Below are 16,507 nucleotides of genomic sequence, written 5' to 3'. Positions count from 1 at the left end.
CAGGTCCCGACAAGCGGCGTCACGCCCGCGCGCCCGAGACGCCTGTCCACGAGCCAACGGACCTGCCACGTCGTTCAACTTGGCGCGACTTCTTCCGCAACGCGGTTCGCACGCCAGCATCTTCCGCCGCGATGCCCTCTGGCTTTTCATGGTCCGAACTCGGCGTGGACTCCGCGCGCATCCACGTCGTCAAGGAAGCGGAGCTGCCCTCCGGCCGCCGAGAGTTCGTCCTGTACTGGTGCATGGTGAACCACCGCGCGGAGGAGAACCACGCGCTCGACGCCGCGCTCGCGCTGGGCAACCACCTGGGCTTGCCCGTGGTCGTCTATCTCGCGTTGAGACCGGACTACCCGCACGCCTCGGAGCGGCTGCACGCCTGGGCCTTGGAGGGGATGAGCGATGTCGCGGCCGGCTGCGCGTCACGCGGCGTGCCCTGCTGGATGGAGCTGCCGCGCACGGCCGATGAACACGTGGCGAGGCTGGCGGAGCTGGGGCGTCGCGCGGCCATCATCGTGTCGGATCTCTTCCCCACCTTCATCATCCCCGGGCACCTGCATGGCGCCGCGCGGGCGGTGCAGGTGCCGCTGGTCGCGGTGGATGCCTCCTGTGTGGTGCCCATGCAGCGCGTGGCCACGCTCCAGGCCGGCGCGTACACCTTGCGCCCCAAGCTCCAGAAGCTCTGGCCCGAGTACCTGGGCCGCATCCTCCCCGCGCGCAAGCCCAAGGTCTCTGGACATCGCCTGCATCCCGAGTTCGAGCCCGCCGATGCGCGCGCGGCGCGAGAAGCCCTCGGCTCGTTCGACATCGATCACGACGTGAAGCCCCTCGCCGAACGCGGCGGACGCAAGGCGGGGCTCGATGCGCTGCGCACATTCCTCCAGTCCAAGCTGGAGGGCTACGACACGCAACGCAATGATCCGGGCCACTCCCACCAGTCCAACCTGTCGCCCTTCTTCCACTGGGGCAACCTGTTCGCGGGCGAGGCCGCGCGGGCCGCCATCCGCGCGCGCGGCACGGATCATCCCGCCGTGCGCAGCTTCCTCGAGGAACTCCTCGTGCGTCGCGAGCTGGGCTTCAACTACTGCCTCCACACGCCCGTGCCACGGCAGCTCTCGGTGGAGTCCCTGCCCGCCTGGGCGCGTGACACGCTCTCCGCGCACCAGCAGGATCGCCGCGAGCACCTCTACACCCGAGAGGACCTGGCTGCCGCGCGCACCGCGGACGGGCTCTGGAACGCCGCCCAGCGGGAGCTGCGCGAGCGAGGACGCATCCACAACTACCTGCGCATGCTCTGGGGGAAGAAAATCCTGGAGTGGAGCCCCACCCCACAGCAGGCGCTGGAGCGCATCGCCTGGTTGAACGACAAGTACGCGGTGGACGGGAGGGACCCTTCGAGCGTGGCCAACTTCATGTGGGTGCTCGGGCTCCATGATCGGCCCTTCCAGGAGCGCAAGGTGCTGGGCAAGGTGCGGCCGATGAGCTCGCTGCGCACGGCGGACAAGTACGACCTGGGCCCCTATCTGGCGCGATGGGCGCGCCCGGAGGACGCGCCCGTGAAAATCAAGCGCGTCCGCAGGATGGCAGCGGACTGAGCTGGGCTGTTGACTTCCGCCCCTCCACCAGCGAGACGGCGGATCCCTTCCCGCGCGGTGGTTGACTCAGGCGCGGGGCAAGCCATCCGGAATCAGGAGCCATGCCATGGGCACGATGAAGTTCGAGGTCCCCCACACCCTCCCGAAGGACGAGGTTCGCAAGCGCGTCGAGCAGCTCCTCCAGTACTGGGGCAACAAGTACGGCGTGAAGGCGGACTGGCAGGGCGAGGGCGCCAAGCTGGCCGGCAAGGTGATGGGCATCCAGTTGGACGCCAGCTTCGTCATCACCGACAACGCCGTGCAGGGCGAGGGCACGGACCCGGGCATGCTGCTGCGCAGCAAGGCCAAGTCGTACCTGCAGGAGAAGTTCGCCTCCGTGCTGGATCCGAAGCAGTCGTTGGATCAGGTGAAGCGCACGCTGGCCTGACGCGTCAGTTCGGCGGCTGTTCCTCCAGCGCGGCCAGCGCATAGCGGGCCGCGCGGGAGATGGCCTCCGCCGAGTCGGGCATCTCCGGGTAGTGTCCGGCCAACGGGCGCTGCGGATACTTCAGTTGGGCAATGGCGTTGCGGTAGCTGCGCCGCGAGCCCTCGAAGTCCTTCGTGCGCTCCTGCACCTGCGCGAGCAGGTAGTGGCCAATCGCCAGCGTGGGCTCCAGGAAGAGCGCCTTGCTCAGCTCCGAGCGCGCCTCCGCGAGATTCCCCGCCTGCATCGCCGCCACCCCGCCGAACACGCGCGCCTCCACGCAGAGCGGCTCGCGCTGGAGCGCCTGTCCGAAGGCCTCGCGCGCCTCGGGGATGCGCCCGGTGAGCGAGAACAGGTTGCCCAGGGTCAGCAGCGCATCCAGGTCGCTGGGCTCATCCACCAGGAGGCGCTGCACGCCCGCGATGGCCGCCGTGAAGTCTCCCTGCGCCATCTTCCGCACCGCGACGGAGAGCCGCTCCGCCGGAGGCATCAGGCTGGGCCAGGCCGGCATCTCGCTCGTCGGGCGTTGAGCCCCCTCGGGCTTCGCGGCGCCAATGGCCGGGAACTCACCGCTGACGCGCACAGGGACCGGATCCGCGCCCGCTGAACGCGGCCGAGACGTGTCCACGCCCACCGCGGGCAGCCCCGAGACGGACTTCGGAGATCCCGTCACGGCGGGAGTCTCCGACGTGGCGCGCGGGCGATCCCAGCTGGCGCGAGCACTGCGGACATCGGCGCGAATCTTCGCCGCGGCCGCCGCGTTGGCCTGGAGCCGCTCACGCAGCTCGGCCGCGAAGGACTCGGGGCTCGGGGCCCGGCGCCCACCCGGCTCATCCGGGCGACCGTACGCGGCGGTCGTCAGGGGCGGAGGCCGCGGACGATCCTGCAGCGGGCGCCGATAGACGAACGAGCCCTCGACTTCGATCATGTCGAAGCGGTCGTAGACCTTGAACAAGCTCTCCGAGTACCCCAGGAAGAGCAGCCCACCCGGTCGCAGCGCGCTGAGGAAGCGATCCATCAGCGCGCGGATGGTGGGCAGATCGAAGTAGATGATGACGTTGCGGCAGAGGATGAGATCCAACGAGCCGGGCGCCACCTTGTCGAACACCGGCACGGCCAGGTTCTGACCGTCGAAGCGGATGTACTCACGCAGCGTGGCCAGGGCCTCGACGCCGTCCTCCACCGGACGGAAGAAGCGCTGAAGGCGCTCGGCGCTGATGCTGATGGCGCGGCGCTGCGAGAAGCGCCCCTGGCGCGCGGCCTCGACCGCCGCGAGGTTCAGGTCGGTGGCCCACAGGTCCACCTCCACCGCCAGCGCGCCCAGCTCCGCCAGCACCATCGCCACGCTGTAGGGCTCCTCCCCCGTGGCGCAGCCCGCGGACCAGACGGACACCCGGCGCATCTCGCGGCGCGCCCGCGCCAGCAGATCCGGCAGCACGCTCTTCTCCAGCGCGCGGAACTGCTTGGCATCTCGGAAGAACTCGGTGTGCCCCACCGTGACCAGTGGCAACAGCGCGCGCAGCTCCTCTTCGCCGTGCGTCCCGGTGAGCAGCCGGAGGTACTTGTCCGGATCCTCCAGCCCCACCACGGGCATGCGCGTGGACATCGCCAGGCGGAGGCTGTGGAAGCCATCCAAGGTGATCTTCAGTCCGGCCCGCTCCAAGAGGAGCGCGGCCAGTTGCTGGAGCACCTTGTTGCTGAAGGTCAGCACGCATCCACCCACTGCACCAGCGTCGGTCCAATTCGGTCGACCGGAAGAATCTCCTCCGCCGCCCCGAGCTGCACAGCCTCTCGGGGCATGCCATACACGACACAGGTGGACTCGTCTTGGGCAATGGTACGCCCGCCGCGCTCGCGAATCTCCTTGAGGCCCCGAGCGCCGTCGCGCCCCATGCCGGTCATGATGACGCCAATACACCGAGGCCCGAACGCCTCGGCCGCGGACGTGAGCAACATGTCGCACGACGGACGGAAGCCCCGCAGCGGCGGCCCCGCGTCCAGCTCCAGCCGCCCATCTGGACGCACCAGCAGGTGCCCACCCGAAGGCGCGATGTAGACCGTCCCCGGCTCCATCATCGCCTCGTGCGTGGCCTCCCGGACCCGCAGTGCCGTCTCCGAGGCCAGCCAGTGCGCCAGCCCCTCCGTGAATCCCTCACTGATGTGCTGGCAGTAGGCGATGGGCGCGGGGAAGCCGCGCGGAATCATCCGCAGCACCTGCGCCACGGCCTTGGGCCCTCCCAGCGACGCGGCGAGCGCCACCACCGGGAACGGCGCGGAGGGCCCCTCCACCACGCCCGCGGCGCGACGCACGGACAACCCATGCAGCGCGCGCGGCACCTTCACCTGCGCCAGCAGGACGAGCTTGCGCGCCACCGAACCCCAGAACTCCACCGCGGGCTGGACCGGGCGCTCCACCACGTCGAGGGCGCCCAAGGCCAACGCCTGGAACGCGTCCTGCCCCGTCAACACGCCGGGATGCAGCGCGAGGATGGGCACGGGGCGCTCGGCCATGATGCGCTCGATGGCGCCCAGCGCCTCGCGCCCGCTCAGGTCCACCACCACCACGTCCGGGAAGTGGCGCTGCACGGCGGCCGCGGCCGCCCCGAAGTCGCTCTCCGGGGGGCCTACCTGGACGAGTGACTCGCTGTCGAAGAGGCCTCGCGCCAACGGGCGCACTCCCCTGCCGACCATGAGCACTCGATACGCCAACCCTGTTGCCGCCGTGCCGCCCGCCAAACGTCGCTCCTCAAGTCAGTCTGTCGATGGACTGCGCGAGGCTCTCCACGCCCAGCTCGCCCTTGACCAGGTACGCATCCGCGCCCGCGTCCAGTCCCCGACGCTTGTCCTCGGGTGAGGCGAGCGACGAGAGGATGATGACCGGAATGCGGGCCACGGACGGCGTGGACTTCAAGCGCCGTGTCAACGAGAAGCCATCCAGCTTGGGCATCTGGACGTCGGTGAGGATGAGGTCGTACGAGTTGGTCTGGACCTTCGCGTAGGCCTCTTCGCCGTCCTGCGCCTCCTCCACGAAGTGGCCCAGCGCCTTCACGAGCGCGCCCTCGGTGGCGCGAGCGATGGGCGAGTCATCCACCAACAGCACGCGCAGCCGCCGCGTCGTGGGAGCCTGGGTGACGGGCCGCGCCATGCGGCGCACCTCCGTCATGATGTCCGGCACGTGCAGCAGCACGGCGATGCGCCCGTCCTCCAGCGCCGCCGTGCCCGCGATGAACGGCGCGCCCTTGAGGAACTCGCCTCCACAGGGCTTCACCGCCACCTCGCGCTCGTCCACGAAGCCATCCACCACCAGGGCCGCGTGGTCCTCGCCGTGGCGGACCACCACCGCCGGGGGACGATCGAACCGGTTGCCACCGTTGAGGCCCAGCAGCGGCCCCAGCGCGACGAGCGCCGTGGGCTTGCCACGGTGGCGCACGGCGAGCGTGCCGAAGACCTCCAGACGATCCTCGGGCTTCACGCGCATCACGGCTTCCACGTCCGCGGCGGGCATGCCGTAGACGTCGTCGCCCAGGCGCACGAGCAGCACCTTCATCAACGCCAGCGACTGAGGCAGGCGCAGGGTGACGGACGTGCCGCGCCCCTGACGGCTGGAGACCGCCACGGAACCACCGAGCGTCTCCACCTTGCGCTTCACCACGTCCATGCCCACGCCGCGGCCGGACAGCTCGCTGACCTGCTCTCGCGTGGAGAAGCCGGGACGGAAGATCAGCTCCACGGCCTCGCGCTCGGACATGGCGGCGGCCTGCACGGCGGAGATGAGCTTCTTGCCCACCGCCACCTGCTTCAGGCGCTCCGGGTCGATGCCGCGCCCGTCGTCCTCCACCTCGATGTGGAGCATGTCGCCATCCACGCGCACGCGGATGCGCACGCGCCCGGTGGCGGGCTTGCCGAGCTGCTGACGGAAGTCCGGCGACTCCAAGCCGTGGTCCACCGCGTTGCGCAGCAGGTGGACCAGCGCATCGCGCACGTCGGCGAGCATGGAGCGATCCACGCCGATGTCCGCGTTCTCGATGACGAGGTCGACCTCCTTGTTCTGCGTCTTCGCGATGTCGCGCACGGCGCGAGGGAACGCATCGAAGACGGTGGAGAGCGGCACGAGCCGCGCCTCGGCGACGTGGTCCGCCAGCTGGGCCAGGTTGCCGTGCAGCGTGTTGATGCCGTCGCCGTTGCGCCGCACGAAGCGGAACGCGTCGTCGCGCAGCATGTGGAGGTCGGCCTCCACGCGCTCCAACTCGGTCCGCACATCGTTCGGGATCTCCACCCGGTCAGCCAATCGCAGGAAGCGATCGCCCAACCGGCTGAAGCGCTCGAACAACCCCGCCGTCTCCGAGCTGCGCAGTCGTCCGCGCGCGCTCTCCACGAGCAGGTCTCCGGCGAGGAGCCCCAGCGAGTCCAGCACCTCCACGTTGACCCGGATGGAGCGGTCCGCGATGGACGCCTTCGCCGCGCTCGGCGCGTCCTCCTCGGCGCGAGGCGCGACGGACTCCGCGGGGCGAGGGGCCAAGGCCGTCGTGGCCGCGGGCGGAGGCGCGGCCACGGGCGCCGGCACCTGCACGGGCGCGACCACCCTGGCGGGCGGCGGCGCGACGGGCGGCGGCGCGGCAGGCTTCGGCTTCGCCCCACCGATGGCGGGCGGAGACATGCCCGACACCTCGGAGAGGGCACGAACCATCTCCTCGCTGGCCGTGTTGCCGGTGCTGCCAGCGTCGAGATCCTCCAGAAGATCCGACACGACGTCGCACGCGCGCAGCATGACGTCGGTGGCGATCTCCGTGGCCGTCTTGCCCTCGCGCTCGGCGCGCAAGACGTCCTCGGCGGCGTGCGCCAGCTGCCCGATGGCGGCGAGCCCCAACATGCGGGCCTCGCCCTTCATCGTGTGCAGCTCGCGCGCGACGTCCTCCGCGGCCTGATCCGCGGTTTCCTTCTCCAGGTCGATCACCCCCAGCTGAATCTTCTGGAGACGGTCGGTGGTGACCTCCTGGAACTTCTTCAGGAGTGATTTCTTGAGGGCCTCGGTGTCCATGGCCGGTGGGCGTTGGGGCCCGCTCAGCGAGCCCCGCAGCCCTCATCTCCCCTCGGGAAGTACTAGTCGGCCTTGAAGCGCTTGATGAGCTCGGCGAGTCGTCCCGCGAGCTGCGTGAGCTCGGCGGCGGCCCCAGTGGCCTGCTTCGACGCCTGCGTCGTCTGGCGCGTCACGTCCTCGATCTCGGCCATGGAGGCCACCACCTGCTCGGTGGCCGTGCGCTGCTGCTGTGTGGCCAGGTTGATGACGCGGGCCGCGTCGCTCGTCTCCTGCACGCCGGAGAGGATGCCCTCGACCGCCTGGGCCGCGACCGCGCCCAGCTTCTCACCGGACTCGGTGGCGGACTTGGACGCATCCGCCGCGCCGGCCGCGGCGGCCGTCGCCTCGCGGATCTCGGTGATGAGGTTCTTGATCTCCTTGGTCGAGTCCAGGACGTTCTCCGCCAGGCGGCGCATCTCCGCCGCGACGATGGAGAAGCCCTTGCCCGCCTCACCCGCGCGGCTGCCCTCCAGCGCGGCGTTCAGCGCCAGGAGGTCCGAGCGGTCAGCGATCTCGTCGATGACCTCCACCACCGTGCCGATGCGCTCCACGCGCTTGGACAGCTTGGCGATGGAGTCCGCCACCGCCACGCCGTCACTGCGGATCTGCTGCATGGCCTGGATGAACTCGCCAATGGCGCCGCGCCCCGCGCGCGCCGCGCCGAGCGTCTCTTCGGCCACGCGCGCCACGCTGCCCGCGTTCTCCGCGATCTGCGCGGAGGCGTGCTTCAGCTCCTCCATGGTCGCGGTCGTCTCATGGATGGCCGCGGCCTGCTCCGTGGAGGACGTCTCGTGCTGCGTGGACGCCGCCAGCACCTGGTTGGCGGAGGACGAGAGCCGCAGCGCCGCCTCGTTGATCTCGCGGACGAAGGTGCGCAACGTCTCGATGACCTTGCCGAAGCCCTCGAGCAAGGGCCCCAGCTGGGGGTCCTCGGTGGTGGTGTTCCACCGGGAGAGGTCGCCCTCGCGCACCAGCGCGATGAGCGAGTCGAGCGCCTGATCAATCTCCTGCGCCGCCACCTGCTTGCGGTGCTCGGCGGCCGCGAACTGCTCGAGCACCTGGTTGAGCAGGTGGCCCAGCTCGGCGGCCTCGCCGGACAGGATTTCACGAGGAACGCGCGTCTGGAGGTTGCCGGCGAGCACCGACAGCAGCGCGTCCGTCACGGGCTTGTATGGAGAGGCGGCGGGGGCGGCGGCAGTGCCGGCCTTGCTGGCCGCGGGCTTCTTGCCAGCGCGGGGCTTACCCGCGGGCTTCTCGTTCGGGGTCTCCAGTGACATTGCGCTCAGTGCCTTCCTTGAGTCTTCGCGGTTTCGACCAAATCGATGAGGAGCACGGGGCGAGGCGCCTGCTCATCCAGGCACACGCCCACGGCATAGGGAGCCGCCGCGACCGCGGCGGGCATTCGCCGCAAGGCGGCGACAGGAATCGAGCGGACCCCGTTCACGGCGTCCACCTTCAGGTGGCCCTCTCCCTCGGGCGTATCGAACACGAGGGCGCGCAGGCCCCGGTGCGGCAGCCCCAGGTCGGGCAAGGTGATATCCTCGGGCAGGGAACGATCGATGCGCAGCACCTGCGACGCATCCGTGCCGTAGAGCGCATCGCCGATGAGGAAGAAGAGGATGTCCACCTCGTCGGTCCCCGGCTCTGGCGCCAGCACGTCGTTCATCGCGCCACCGCCCGCTGCCTGGCGGTCTGCAGGAGCTTGGTGAAGTTCAGGAGGTTGATGGCCTCCTGGGTGCCCGAGGCCTGCACCACGCCCAACAGGTGCTCGGCGGCGGCATCGCCCCCGAGCGGAGGCGGGAGAATGTCCGACACGGGAATGCGCCGCAGGCCCAGCACGGTGTCGGCCACCACGCCGGCCACGAAGCTGCCGCTGACGCCGACGAAGAGGCGCGTGCGCGGCCCGATGCGAGCCTCGCCCTTGCTGAGGAAACGCAGCAGGTCCACCACGGGCAGCACCACGCCCCGGTGCCCGGTGACGCCCATGACGAAGGACGGGGTGCGCGGCAGAGGGGTGAGCAATCCGGCGCGCAGCACCTCCAGCACGTTCTCGCTGGGGACACCGAGCCGCAGGTCACCCACGCGGAAGCAGAAGAACTCCTGCTCCGGGCGGGCCTGGGTGGCCACGGCCCGTTCCGGAGCCATCCGGAGTGCACGCTGGAGGGGGGTGGGAGTCGAGATCAAGGCAGCAAAGTATCCGGATGCGACGAAAACCGGTCAAGGGCGCATCCACGTCTGCCCGCCTGGTCGCCGTTTCGATGGTTCGCGCTCCGTCAAAGGTGTAGGGTTGTGGCGGCATTCCATTGAGGAGGACGATGTCGCGCGTACTGGTCATTGATGACAGCCCGATGCTGGTGGAACTCACCGTCCGGGCCCTGACCGCCGCAGGCTATCAAGCGGTAGGCGCCCAGGACCTGGCCACGCTCGACCAGAAGCTCGCCGAGGGCCCGTTCTCGCTCATCATCATGGACGTCAACATGCCGGAGATGTTCGGCGACGACGTCGTCGAGTACCTGCGCCGGCACAAGAAGGTCACCGCGACCCTCGTCCTCTACTCGGACATCCCCGAGGCCGAGCTGGCCGCCAAGACGAAGGCCTCCGGCGCGGACGGCTACATCCTCAAGAGCGGAGGCCTGGAGGCCGTGCTCGGCGGGGTGATGCAGCTCATCGGCGCGCCCGCGCTGGGCGTTCCGGCGGCGGTGCCAGCGTCGATCGCCTCCCCCGCGGCCCCCTCCCCCACCCCGGCGGCCGCTCCGGCCGCGCCCAAGACGGTGGCGGGTGGGGCGCGCAAGCCGCGCATCCTCATCGTGGATGACAGCGAGATGACCGCGCGGATCATCGAAGCCGACTTGGTGACCAAGGGCTTCGAGGTCCACGTCGCGGACACCGCCGACAAGGCCACGAAGATCATCCTGAAGAAGCAGACGCGCCCGGACCTGGTCCTGCTGGACGTGCGCATGCCCAACGTGAACGGCGAGCAGTTCTGCCGCTTCATCAAGAGCAACAGCCTCTTCAAGGGCATCAAGGTGCTGCTGTGCTCCGGCGAGAACGTCGAGGAGCTGCAGCGCATCTGCCGCGAGGCCGGCGCTGACGGCTACATCCCCAAGGACGCGGTGATGAGCAACCTGGTCGCCAAGGAGCTGATGCCCGCGGGCGGCGAGTAGCCGGAACAGGCTCGCCGCCTCCTGGGTGGCCTCAGGGCTTCGCCGGAGCCGCGACGGCCTCCGGGGGACACGACAGCTCGTCCCCCAACCCCTTGATTCCGTCCTGCACCTCCGCGGACTGCGCTGCCTCGGGGCGCGCGGCCACGGCGCGACGGAAGGCGGACAGCGTCACGCAAGGCTTTTCCAGCTTCAGGTAGGCCATCACGAGCTGCTTGCGGACCTGTGCGGCCGCGGGCTGAAGCAGGAACGCTTCCTGGAAGTCCTCCGCGGCGGGGCCATTCTCGCCTCGCGCCGAGTGGGACATGCCGCGCCACACGCGGTAGTTCGCGTTCTTCGGCTGGGCATTCACCAGCGCCGTCGCATCGCGCAGGGCCAGTTCGTGCTCCTCCAACTGGGAGTGCGCCGTGTACGAGAGCTGGCGCAGCGCCACGTGCTCACCGCACTGGGCGATGAACGCATCCGACACGCGGCTTGTCTGCGCCAGGTTCTTCAGCGTGAAGATGAGCTGCGCATAGGCGAGGGCCTTGGCCTTGTCGCACGGCGCCTGGGCCAGTTCCTCGCGCAGGCGGCGCACCATGGGCGCCTTCACGCCGTAGTCGAAGGCGGGCTCCTCGGGGGTCTTGTCGCAGCCCGCCGCGAGGAGTCCCGAGGTCAAGCCGAGGGCCCACAGCCCTCGGCCACGCATCATGGAGGAGGCAGTCACGCCTCAGCTTCTAACGCGCGGCTCGACGCGAGGGCAATCGCCCCGCCGCGTTGTCGCGCTCGTCGAGGCCCCGCGCGAAGTTGCCGATGACGAGCCCTGGTCGCGCCGCCTTCAGGCGCGTGAGCAGTTCGCGGACGCCCACCGGCTCACCGCCCGCGCCCTTGTCCCGCGCGACCTCCAGATACTGGAGCGGATCGATGCACAGCGAGCGCGTCTGGACCTGATCCACCTTGTACTTCTTCACCAACCGCTCCAGCGCCTTGACCTCGCCCTCGCGATCCGTGACGCCGGGGAAGAGCAGCAGGTTCAGCGCCAGATATGCCCCTCGCTGGCGAGCGAGCGCGATGGAGGCCTCCACGTCTTCCCAGCCATACTTCACCGGCTTGTAGTAGGCCGCGTAGAGTTCCTTCGACGCCGAGTTGAGTGACACGCGCACGGCATCGAGGCCCGCGTCCAGCAGCGCCTCCAGGCCGTGGGTGAGGCTCGCGTTGGTGTTGATGTTGATGGAGCCCTTGTCGGTGCGCTCGCGCATGTAGCGGATGGCCTCGGCGATGAACTTCCAGCGCGTCAGCGGCTCACCCTCGCAGCCCTGCCCGAAGCTCACCATGGTCCGGCCCGGAGCGCGCTCCAGGTGGTACAGGCCAATCTGGCCCATCTCCTCCGCCGTGGGCCCATCATCCATGCGCTCATGCGACGCAGGCGGACCCTCCGCGGGCTGATCCGAGATGCAGCCCACGCAGCGCGCGTTGCACATCACCGACGCGGGGATGGCGCCCTCGTCGCGCGCATAGAAGATGTTCTGCGACGTGAAGCACCGGTACAGCAGCGCGCACGTCTTGAGCTGCTTGAGCACGCGATTGCCCGGGAAGCGCTCCAGGTGCTCGGTCACCAGCGCCTTCATGTCCGGCGTGGAGTAGCGCTCAGGATCCCAATGCGAGCGGCGATCCGTGTGGATGGCCCACGCCACCGGCCCGTCCTCGCCCCACGCCGCCGCCGTGTATGCCCATTGCGGCAACACAGGCCCGTCACCCTTCACCTCGCCGGGCAAGAACGTGCGCGTGTACCCCGGTGGCAGAAGCGCGCCCACGGCGGACGGCACGAAGGTCTTCCCGCCTACTTTCATCTCGCGCACCAGCTCCAACTCGCCCGTCTCCGGATGGAGCCCGACCGGCAGCCGACCGGGCAGATGGACGAGCCGACCATCGGACGGCAGCGGAATGGGCTTGTCCTGCGGAGGAACGAGCTCTTCGCCGCTGCGCAGCGTGGCCACGAGATAGGGGTGCTCCATCACTCGGCCCTTGGGGTCCGCGAAGAGGAGCTTGGGTTCGCGCGTCATGTCCCGCTAACTACCATCGCGCCCGTTTCCCTTCGATGAAGGAATCCAGGTCAGGCGCAGCGCGTCCAACGCCTCGCGTCATATGCGCCACGAATACGACACGTGATGAAGCATTGCGCCCGAGGGCTGTGCACTCCTTGAAACCCAGGGGGCGCTGGTCTATGGGTCCGCGCACTTTCTTTCCCCTCTTCACCGGAGGCAGGTCGTGATCGTCGGAGTTCCCAAGGAGATCAAAACCCGTGAGTACCGCGTGGGCATGGTGCCAGCGGGCGTGCGCGCGCTCACCAGCGCGGGCCACACGGTGCTGGTCGAGACGAACGCGGGAGCGGGCTCGGGCATCCCCGATTCCGAGTACCAGCGCGTGGGTGCGAAGATCATCAACACCGCGGACGAGGTCTGGAAGAGCGCGGAGATGATCGTGAAGGTGAAGGAGCCCATCGCGCCCGAGTACGAGCGCATCCAGCCGGGCCAGATCATCTACACGTACTTCCACCTGGCCGGCGTGGATCCCGAGCTCACCAAGACGCTCGTCAAGAAGAAGGCCGCCGCGGTGGCCTACGAGACGCTGCAGCTCGATGACGGCAGCCTCCCGCTGCTCAAGCCCATGTCCGAGGTGGCCGGCAAGATGGCCATCCAGGTGGGCGCCGCGTGCCTGGAGAAGGCCCACGGTGGCAAGGGCATCCTGCTGGGCGGCGTGCCGGGCGTGCGCCGCGGCCGCGTGGCCGTCATCGGCGGCGGCGTGGTCGGCCTGTGCGCCGCCAAGGTCGCGGTGGGCATGGGCGCCGAGGTCACCATCCTCGACGTCAACCTGGAGCGCCTCACCTACCTGGACGACGTGTTCCTCGGCCGCGCGCAGACGCTGGCCTCGGACTCCGAGTCCGTCGCGCGCTCCGTGCGCGAGGCCGACCTCGTCATCGGCGGCGTGCTCATCCCCGGTGGCAAGGCCCCCAAGCTCGTTTCCAAGGAGCTCATCGCGGAGATGGAGCCGGGCTCCGTCGTCGTCGACGTGGCCGTGGACCAGGGCGGCTGCATCGAGACCTGCAAGCCCACCACGCACGACAACCCCACCTTCATGGTGAGCGACGTCGTCCACTACTGCGTGGCCAACATGCCGGGCGCCGTGCCCCAGACGTCCACGTTCGCCCTGACCAACACCACGCGCCCCTACGCCCGGAAGATCGCGGACATGGGCCTGGTGGCGGCCGTCAAGGCAGACCCCGCCCTGGCCCGCGCCATGAACACCTACAACGGCCACGTCACCTACGAGGCGGTCGCCAAGGACCTCGGCTACGAGTACGTGACCATCGCGGACGCGTTCGCCGGCCGGAAGTAAGCCCGCCCGCTCACCGAGTGAGTGAACGAGGGGAGGTGGAAGTCCCCGCGACTTCCTCCTCCCCTTTGCATCTTCTGGGAATAGAGTCCGCCGTCAGACGTATCCCGATTTCGGAAGCGGGCGTGCGGGCGACGTGGCGGGGATGGCGTTGTTGACCCTTCTGTTCCCGTGCATACATTGACGGGTAGACAACGACTCATTCCCCAATGGTTTCGGGCTCTTGGAAGGCGGGAGCATGTTGGACTTCAGGCAACCCAACCGGACGAAGCAAGAGTTCGAGGAGCTGGCGCTGGCCCATCTGGACCCGCTCTACTCGGCCGCGCTCCGTCTGACGAAGAATGAGCGGGACGCGGAGGACCTCGTGCAGGACACCTGCATGCGGGCCTACCGCTTCTTCGACAAGTTCGAGCGGGGCACCAACATCAAGGCCTGGCTCTTCAAGATCCTCACCAACACCTTCATCAACCGCTACCGGCGCAAGGTGAAGGAGCGCACGGTGGTGGAAGGCGTGGAGCGCGAGGCCGTTCACGAGCGCTTCGTGAGCCGGGACGCGACGGACTTCGCCGCGAACCCCGAGCAGTATTTCTTTGATCGGCTGCTGTCGGACGACGTGCTGCGGGCCATCGACTCGCTGCCCATCGACTTCCGGCTGGTGGTCATCCTCGCGGACCTGCAGGAGTTCTCCTACAAGGAGATCGCCGAGATCCTCGAGTGCCCGGTGGGCACGGTGATGAGCCGGCTGTTCCGCGGGCGGAAGCTGCTCCAGAAGACGCTGCGCGAGTACGCCGAGGGCCAGGGTGTCTTCCGGCAAGAAGGTCTGCCCTCTTCCATTCCAGCGGACATGGAAGAATATCGTCGTCGGAAGAAGACTGGGTAGTGAGCGGTTGGCCTCGGGCGCCCATGACCTGCCAGGAACTGGATCGACTTCTATACCCGTACCTCGACGGCGAGTTTCAGCCCGAGGAGCGGCTCGACTTCGAAGCGCACCTCTCCCACTGCGCGCCGTGCCAACGGCGCGTGGACGAGGAGCGGGGAATGCGGCAGATGCTCCGCCGCGCGGCGCGGCACTCCGTGCCTCGGATGCAGGCACCCGCCTCGCTGCGCTCGGGCATTCAGCTCGGGCTGCAGCGTGAGCAGCGCCGCGCGCAGGTGGGGCAATGGCTGCGCGTGGGCGCGGTGGCCTTGGTGATGGTGACGACGGGCGGCGGGTGGGTGGCGTTCCAATCCGGCCTGCGCCAGCGGGCCTCGGTGGAAGAGGCCGTGCAGCGCCACACGCGCAACCGCCCGCTGGAGTTCGTCGCGGGCACGCCGGAGATGATCGAAGGCTGGTTCAACGACAAGGTCGACCACCGCGTCACCCTGCCCCACCTGCCCCGGATGCGCCCGGTGGGCGCGCGCTTCTCGACGCTCAACGGACAGGAAGTCGTCTACGTGAGCTACGAGACGCTGCCGGATCGCACCACCGAACCTCAGCGGCGCGTGGGCGTGTTCGTCTACCCGGCGGACGGGCGCAAGGTGAAGGTCGAGGAGCCGCCCACGGTGGAGATGGTCGGACTGGACTCGAGCGCGGGCTACAACGTCGTCACCCTGCGCGAGAACGAGATCACCTACGAGCTCGTCACCGACATGAACGAGGCGGACATCCGCCGGCTCCTGCGCGACCAGGAGCAGAAGTCCTCGGGGCCGACGGCGCGTCCGGCGGCGATCTCCTCCGAGGCCACGTATCAACCTGTATCACTGCCGTAGTCCGGAATCGGGGCGTGGCGCGTGCTCGCGCCCCCCTGTCGGGGCTGCTTGCCCGCTGACCTGAATACCGGGCATTTCAGCCGGTGCGAAGATTGACGGTCCCATGCGTGGCCGATAGCCTCGAAGGCGTCTTTCTTCTCGCGCGCCGCTGCCCGCTCATGGCGTGCTCCGCGCGCCGAACTCCAGGACGGGCCGTCCCTCCATGTCCAAGCGAATCCTGATTGTCGAAAGCGACGCCACGCTCTCTGCCTCCTTGCGCCAGGCCCTGGAGGGCCGGGGCTTCTCGGTGACGGAGACGACGGACGGCAAGGGCAGCGTGGAGCTGATCCGGCGAGAGCGGCCGGAGCTGGTGGTCCTGGCGGTGGATCTGTCCGCGGGCCAGAACGGCTACCTCATCTGCGGCAAGCTGAAGAAGGACGACGAGCTCAAGAATGTCCCCATCGTCATCATCGGCAACCCGGATGGCTTCGCGGCGCACAGCAAGCTGAAGGCCCGCGCCGATGAGTACGTGGCCAAGCCCGTGGACACCCAGGTCCTCGTGGAGCGCGCGGGCGGGTTGATCGGCTTCCCGGAGCCGCCCGCCTCCGCCGACGAGGTGGTGGATGAGAGCCTCACGCTGGACGCGCTCGGCGAGGGCGACGAGCCGCTGACGGCGGACTTCGGCGAGGAGATCGCCGTCGAGGCGGGCGAGGAGCCCACCGTGGCCGGCGAGGAGCTGGACATGCTCGACGAGGCGTTCGGAGACATCTCCGAGCCCGTCACCGGCACCGCCGAGGAAGAGCCGGTGGTCGCGCCGCCGGAGACCGAGTCGGGCGACGAGGAGCTGTCCGCGCTGGACACGCTCGGGACGGACGACGACTCCGCCCTGGACTCGCTGGGTGACCTGGACGACGACGCGGACTCCGAGAAGACCGTCATCGGCTTCATGCCGACGGATCTGGCCCCGCCGCCCGCCGCGCCTCCTCCCCTGCCCGTTCGCGCCGCGCCGGAGCCGGCCCGCGCGCCCACTCCCGCGCCCACGGCGCATGCGCGCACGCCTGTGCCCGCCGCGCCTCCGACTCGCGCCGCCACCGTGACGCCGCTCGCGCCCGCC

Annotated in this window: 15 protein-coding genes; 7 read left to right on the top strand and 8 right to left on the bottom strand. The window is 69.3% G+C overall.

Annotated elements, in window-relative coordinates:
- The first annotated feature begins 131 nt into the window (after positions 1–131).
- Together KRR26_RS02650 and KRR26_RS02645 are read left to right on the top strand one after the other, a co-directional pair.
- Positions 132–1,592 carry a deoxyribodipyrimidine photo-lyase gene (locus tag KRR26_RS02650; protein ID WP_120203737.1) on the top strand — a complete coding sequence of 487 codons (1,461 nt, stop codon included), beginning with the start codon at positions 132–134 and terminating at the stop codon, positions 1,590–1,592.
- A 106-nt stretch (positions 1,593–1,698) separates the two neighbouring features.
- Positions 1,699–2,019 (top strand): polyhydroxyalkanoic acid system family protein, encoded by a 321-nt coding sequence (locus tag KRR26_RS02645; protein WP_120203734.1) that lies wholly within the window; start codon positions 1,699–1,701, stop codon positions 2,017–2,019.
- A 4-nt stretch (positions 2,020–2,023) separates the two neighbouring features.
- Here KRR26_RS02645 and KRR26_RS02640 read toward each other — a convergent pair whose 3' ends face one another.
- The 6 genes from KRR26_RS02640 to KRR26_RS02615 all read right to left on the bottom strand — a co-directional run bounded on the left by KRR26_RS02640 (position 2,024) and on the right by KRR26_RS02615 (position 9,277).
- A complete protein-coding gene (locus tag KRR26_RS02640) occupies positions 2,024–3,766 on the bottom strand; it encodes a CheR family methyltransferase (protein ID WP_217079048.1) in 1,743 nt (580 codons plus the stop codon).
- Positions 3,760–4,764, bottom strand: coding sequence for a chemotaxis protein CheB (locus KRR26_RS02635; RefSeq protein ID WP_120203731.1), 1,005 nt, complete (start codon positions 4,762–4,764; stop codon positions 3,760–3,762). Before KRR26_RS02635 ends, KRR26_RS02640 begins: the two co-directional genes overlap by 7 nt.
- A 37-nt stretch (positions 4,765–4,801) precedes the next feature.
- Positions 4,802–7,093, bottom strand: a complete 2,292-nt coding sequence (locus KRR26_RS02630) for a hybrid sensor histidine kinase/response regulator (RefSeq protein ID WP_120203729.1) — start codon at positions 7,091–7,093, stop codon at positions 4,802–4,804.
- 62 nt (positions 7,094–7,155) lie between these two features.
- Positions 7,156–8,409 carry a methyl-accepting chemotaxis protein gene (locus KRR26_RS02625; RefSeq protein ID WP_120203727.1) on the bottom strand — a complete coding sequence of 418 codons (1,254 nt, stop codon included), beginning with the start codon at positions 8,407–8,409 and terminating at the stop codon, positions 7,156–7,158.
- Positions 8,410–8,414: 5 nt separating this feature from the next.
- Entirely contained in the window at positions 8,415–8,798 is a 384-nt protein-coding gene (locus tag KRR26_RS02620) for a Frizzy aggregation protein FrzB (protein WP_120203726.1), read from the bottom strand.
- Positions 8,795–9,277 (bottom strand): chemotaxis protein CheW, encoded by a 483-nt coding sequence (locus KRR26_RS02615; RefSeq protein ID WP_120203724.1) that lies wholly within the window; start codon positions 9,275–9,277, stop codon positions 8,795–8,797. Before KRR26_RS02615 ends, KRR26_RS02620 begins: the two co-directional genes overlap by 4 nt.
- Positions 9,278–9,447: 170 nt before the next feature.
- On the opposite strand from KRR26_RS02615, the gene KRR26_RS02610 reads away from it, so the two are divergent.
- Positions 9,448–10,296, top strand: coding sequence for a response regulator (locus KRR26_RS02610; protein WP_217079047.1), 849 nt, complete (start codon positions 9,448–9,450; stop codon positions 10,294–10,296).
- Positions 10,297–10,327: 31 nt separating this feature from the next.
- On the opposite strand, the gene KRR26_RS02605 is transcribed toward KRR26_RS02610, so the two are convergent.
- Positions 10,328–10,999 (bottom strand): tetratricopeptide repeat protein, encoded by a 672-nt coding sequence (locus tag KRR26_RS02605; protein WP_147422897.1) that lies wholly within the window; start codon positions 10,997–10,999, stop codon positions 10,328–10,330.
- Positions 11,000–11,009: 10 nt separating this feature from the next.
- Positions 11,010–12,335: a radical SAM protein gene (locus KRR26_RS02600; RefSeq protein ID WP_217079046.1), complete on the bottom strand. Its 1,326-nt coding sequence runs from the start codon at positions 12,333–12,335 to the stop codon at positions 11,010–11,012.
- Between the two features lie 205 nt (positions 12,336–12,540).
- Here KRR26_RS02600 and ald point away from each other — a divergent pair, with 205 nt between their 5' ends.
- From ald to KRR26_RS02580, 4 genes are all read left to right on the top strand, one after another.
- A complete protein-coding gene (gene ald, locus KRR26_RS02595; protein ID WP_120203718.1) occupies positions 12,541–13,668 on the top strand; it encodes an alanine dehydrogenase in 1,128 nt (375 codons plus the stop codon).
- A gap of 235 nt (positions 13,669–13,903) precedes the next feature.
- Positions 13,904–14,545 carry a sigma-70 family RNA polymerase sigma factor gene (locus tag KRR26_RS02590; RefSeq protein ID WP_120203716.1) on the top strand — a complete coding sequence of 214 codons (642 nt, stop codon included), beginning with the start codon at positions 13,904–13,906 and terminating at the stop codon, positions 14,543–14,545.
- Entirely contained in the window at positions 14,545–15,414 is an 870-nt protein-coding gene (locus KRR26_RS02585) for an anti-sigma factor family protein (RefSeq protein WP_233576729.1), read from the top strand. Before KRR26_RS02590 ends, KRR26_RS02585 begins: the two co-directional genes overlap by 1 nt.
- Positions 15,415–15,616: 202 nt before the next feature.
- A partial coding sequence (locus KRR26_RS02580; RefSeq protein WP_217079045.1) for a response regulator occupies positions 15,617–16,507 on the top strand: 891 nt, incomplete at its 3' end.

The organism is Citreicoccus inhibens (genome assembly GCF_019039035.1).
Classification (GTDB): Bacteria; Myxococcota; Myxococcia; order Myxococcales; family Myxococcaceae; genus Citreicoccus; species Citreicoccus inhibens.
This window is presented reverse-complemented; position numbering and strand designations above follow the sequence as displayed.

What these genes read in the sequence shown, in the direction of transcription:
- KRR26_RS02650 (WP_120203737.1), top strand. Translation starts at nt 132, where the DNA reads ATGCCCTCTGGCTTTTCATGGTCCGAACTCGGCGTGGACTCCGCGCGC.
- KRR26_RS02645 (WP_120203734.1), top strand. Translation starts at nt 1,699, where the DNA reads ATGGGCACGATGAAGTTCGAGGTCCCCCACACCCTCCCGAAGGACGAG.
- KRR26_RS02630 (WP_120203729.1), bottom strand. Translation starts at nt 7,093, where the DNA reads ATGGACACCGAGGCCCTCAAGAAATCACTCCTGAAGAAGTTCCAGGAG.
- KRR26_RS02625 (WP_120203727.1), bottom strand. Translation starts at nt 8,409, where the DNA reads ATGTCACTGGAGACCCCGAACGAGAAGCCCGCGGGTAAGCCCCGCGCT.
- KRR26_RS02620 (WP_120203726.1), bottom strand. Translation starts at nt 8,798, where the DNA reads ATGAACGACGTGCTGGCGCCAGAGCCGGGGACCGACGAGGTGGACATC.
- KRR26_RS02615 (WP_120203724.1), bottom strand. Translation starts at nt 9,277, where the DNA reads ATGGCTCCGGAACGGGCCGTGGCCACCCAGGCCCGCCCGGAGCAGGAG.
- KRR26_RS02610 (WP_217079047.1), top strand. Translation starts at nt 9,448, where the DNA reads ATGTCGCGCGTACTGGTCATTGATGACAGCCCGATGCTGGTGGAACTC.
- KRR26_RS02600 (WP_217079046.1), bottom strand. Translation starts at nt 12,335, where the DNA reads ATGACGCGCGAACCCAAGCTCCTCTTCGCGGACCCCAAGGGCCGAGTG.
- KRR26_RS02590 (WP_120203716.1), top strand. Translation starts at nt 13,904, where the DNA reads ATGTTGGACTTCAGGCAACCCAACCGGACGAAGCAAGAGTTCGAGGAG.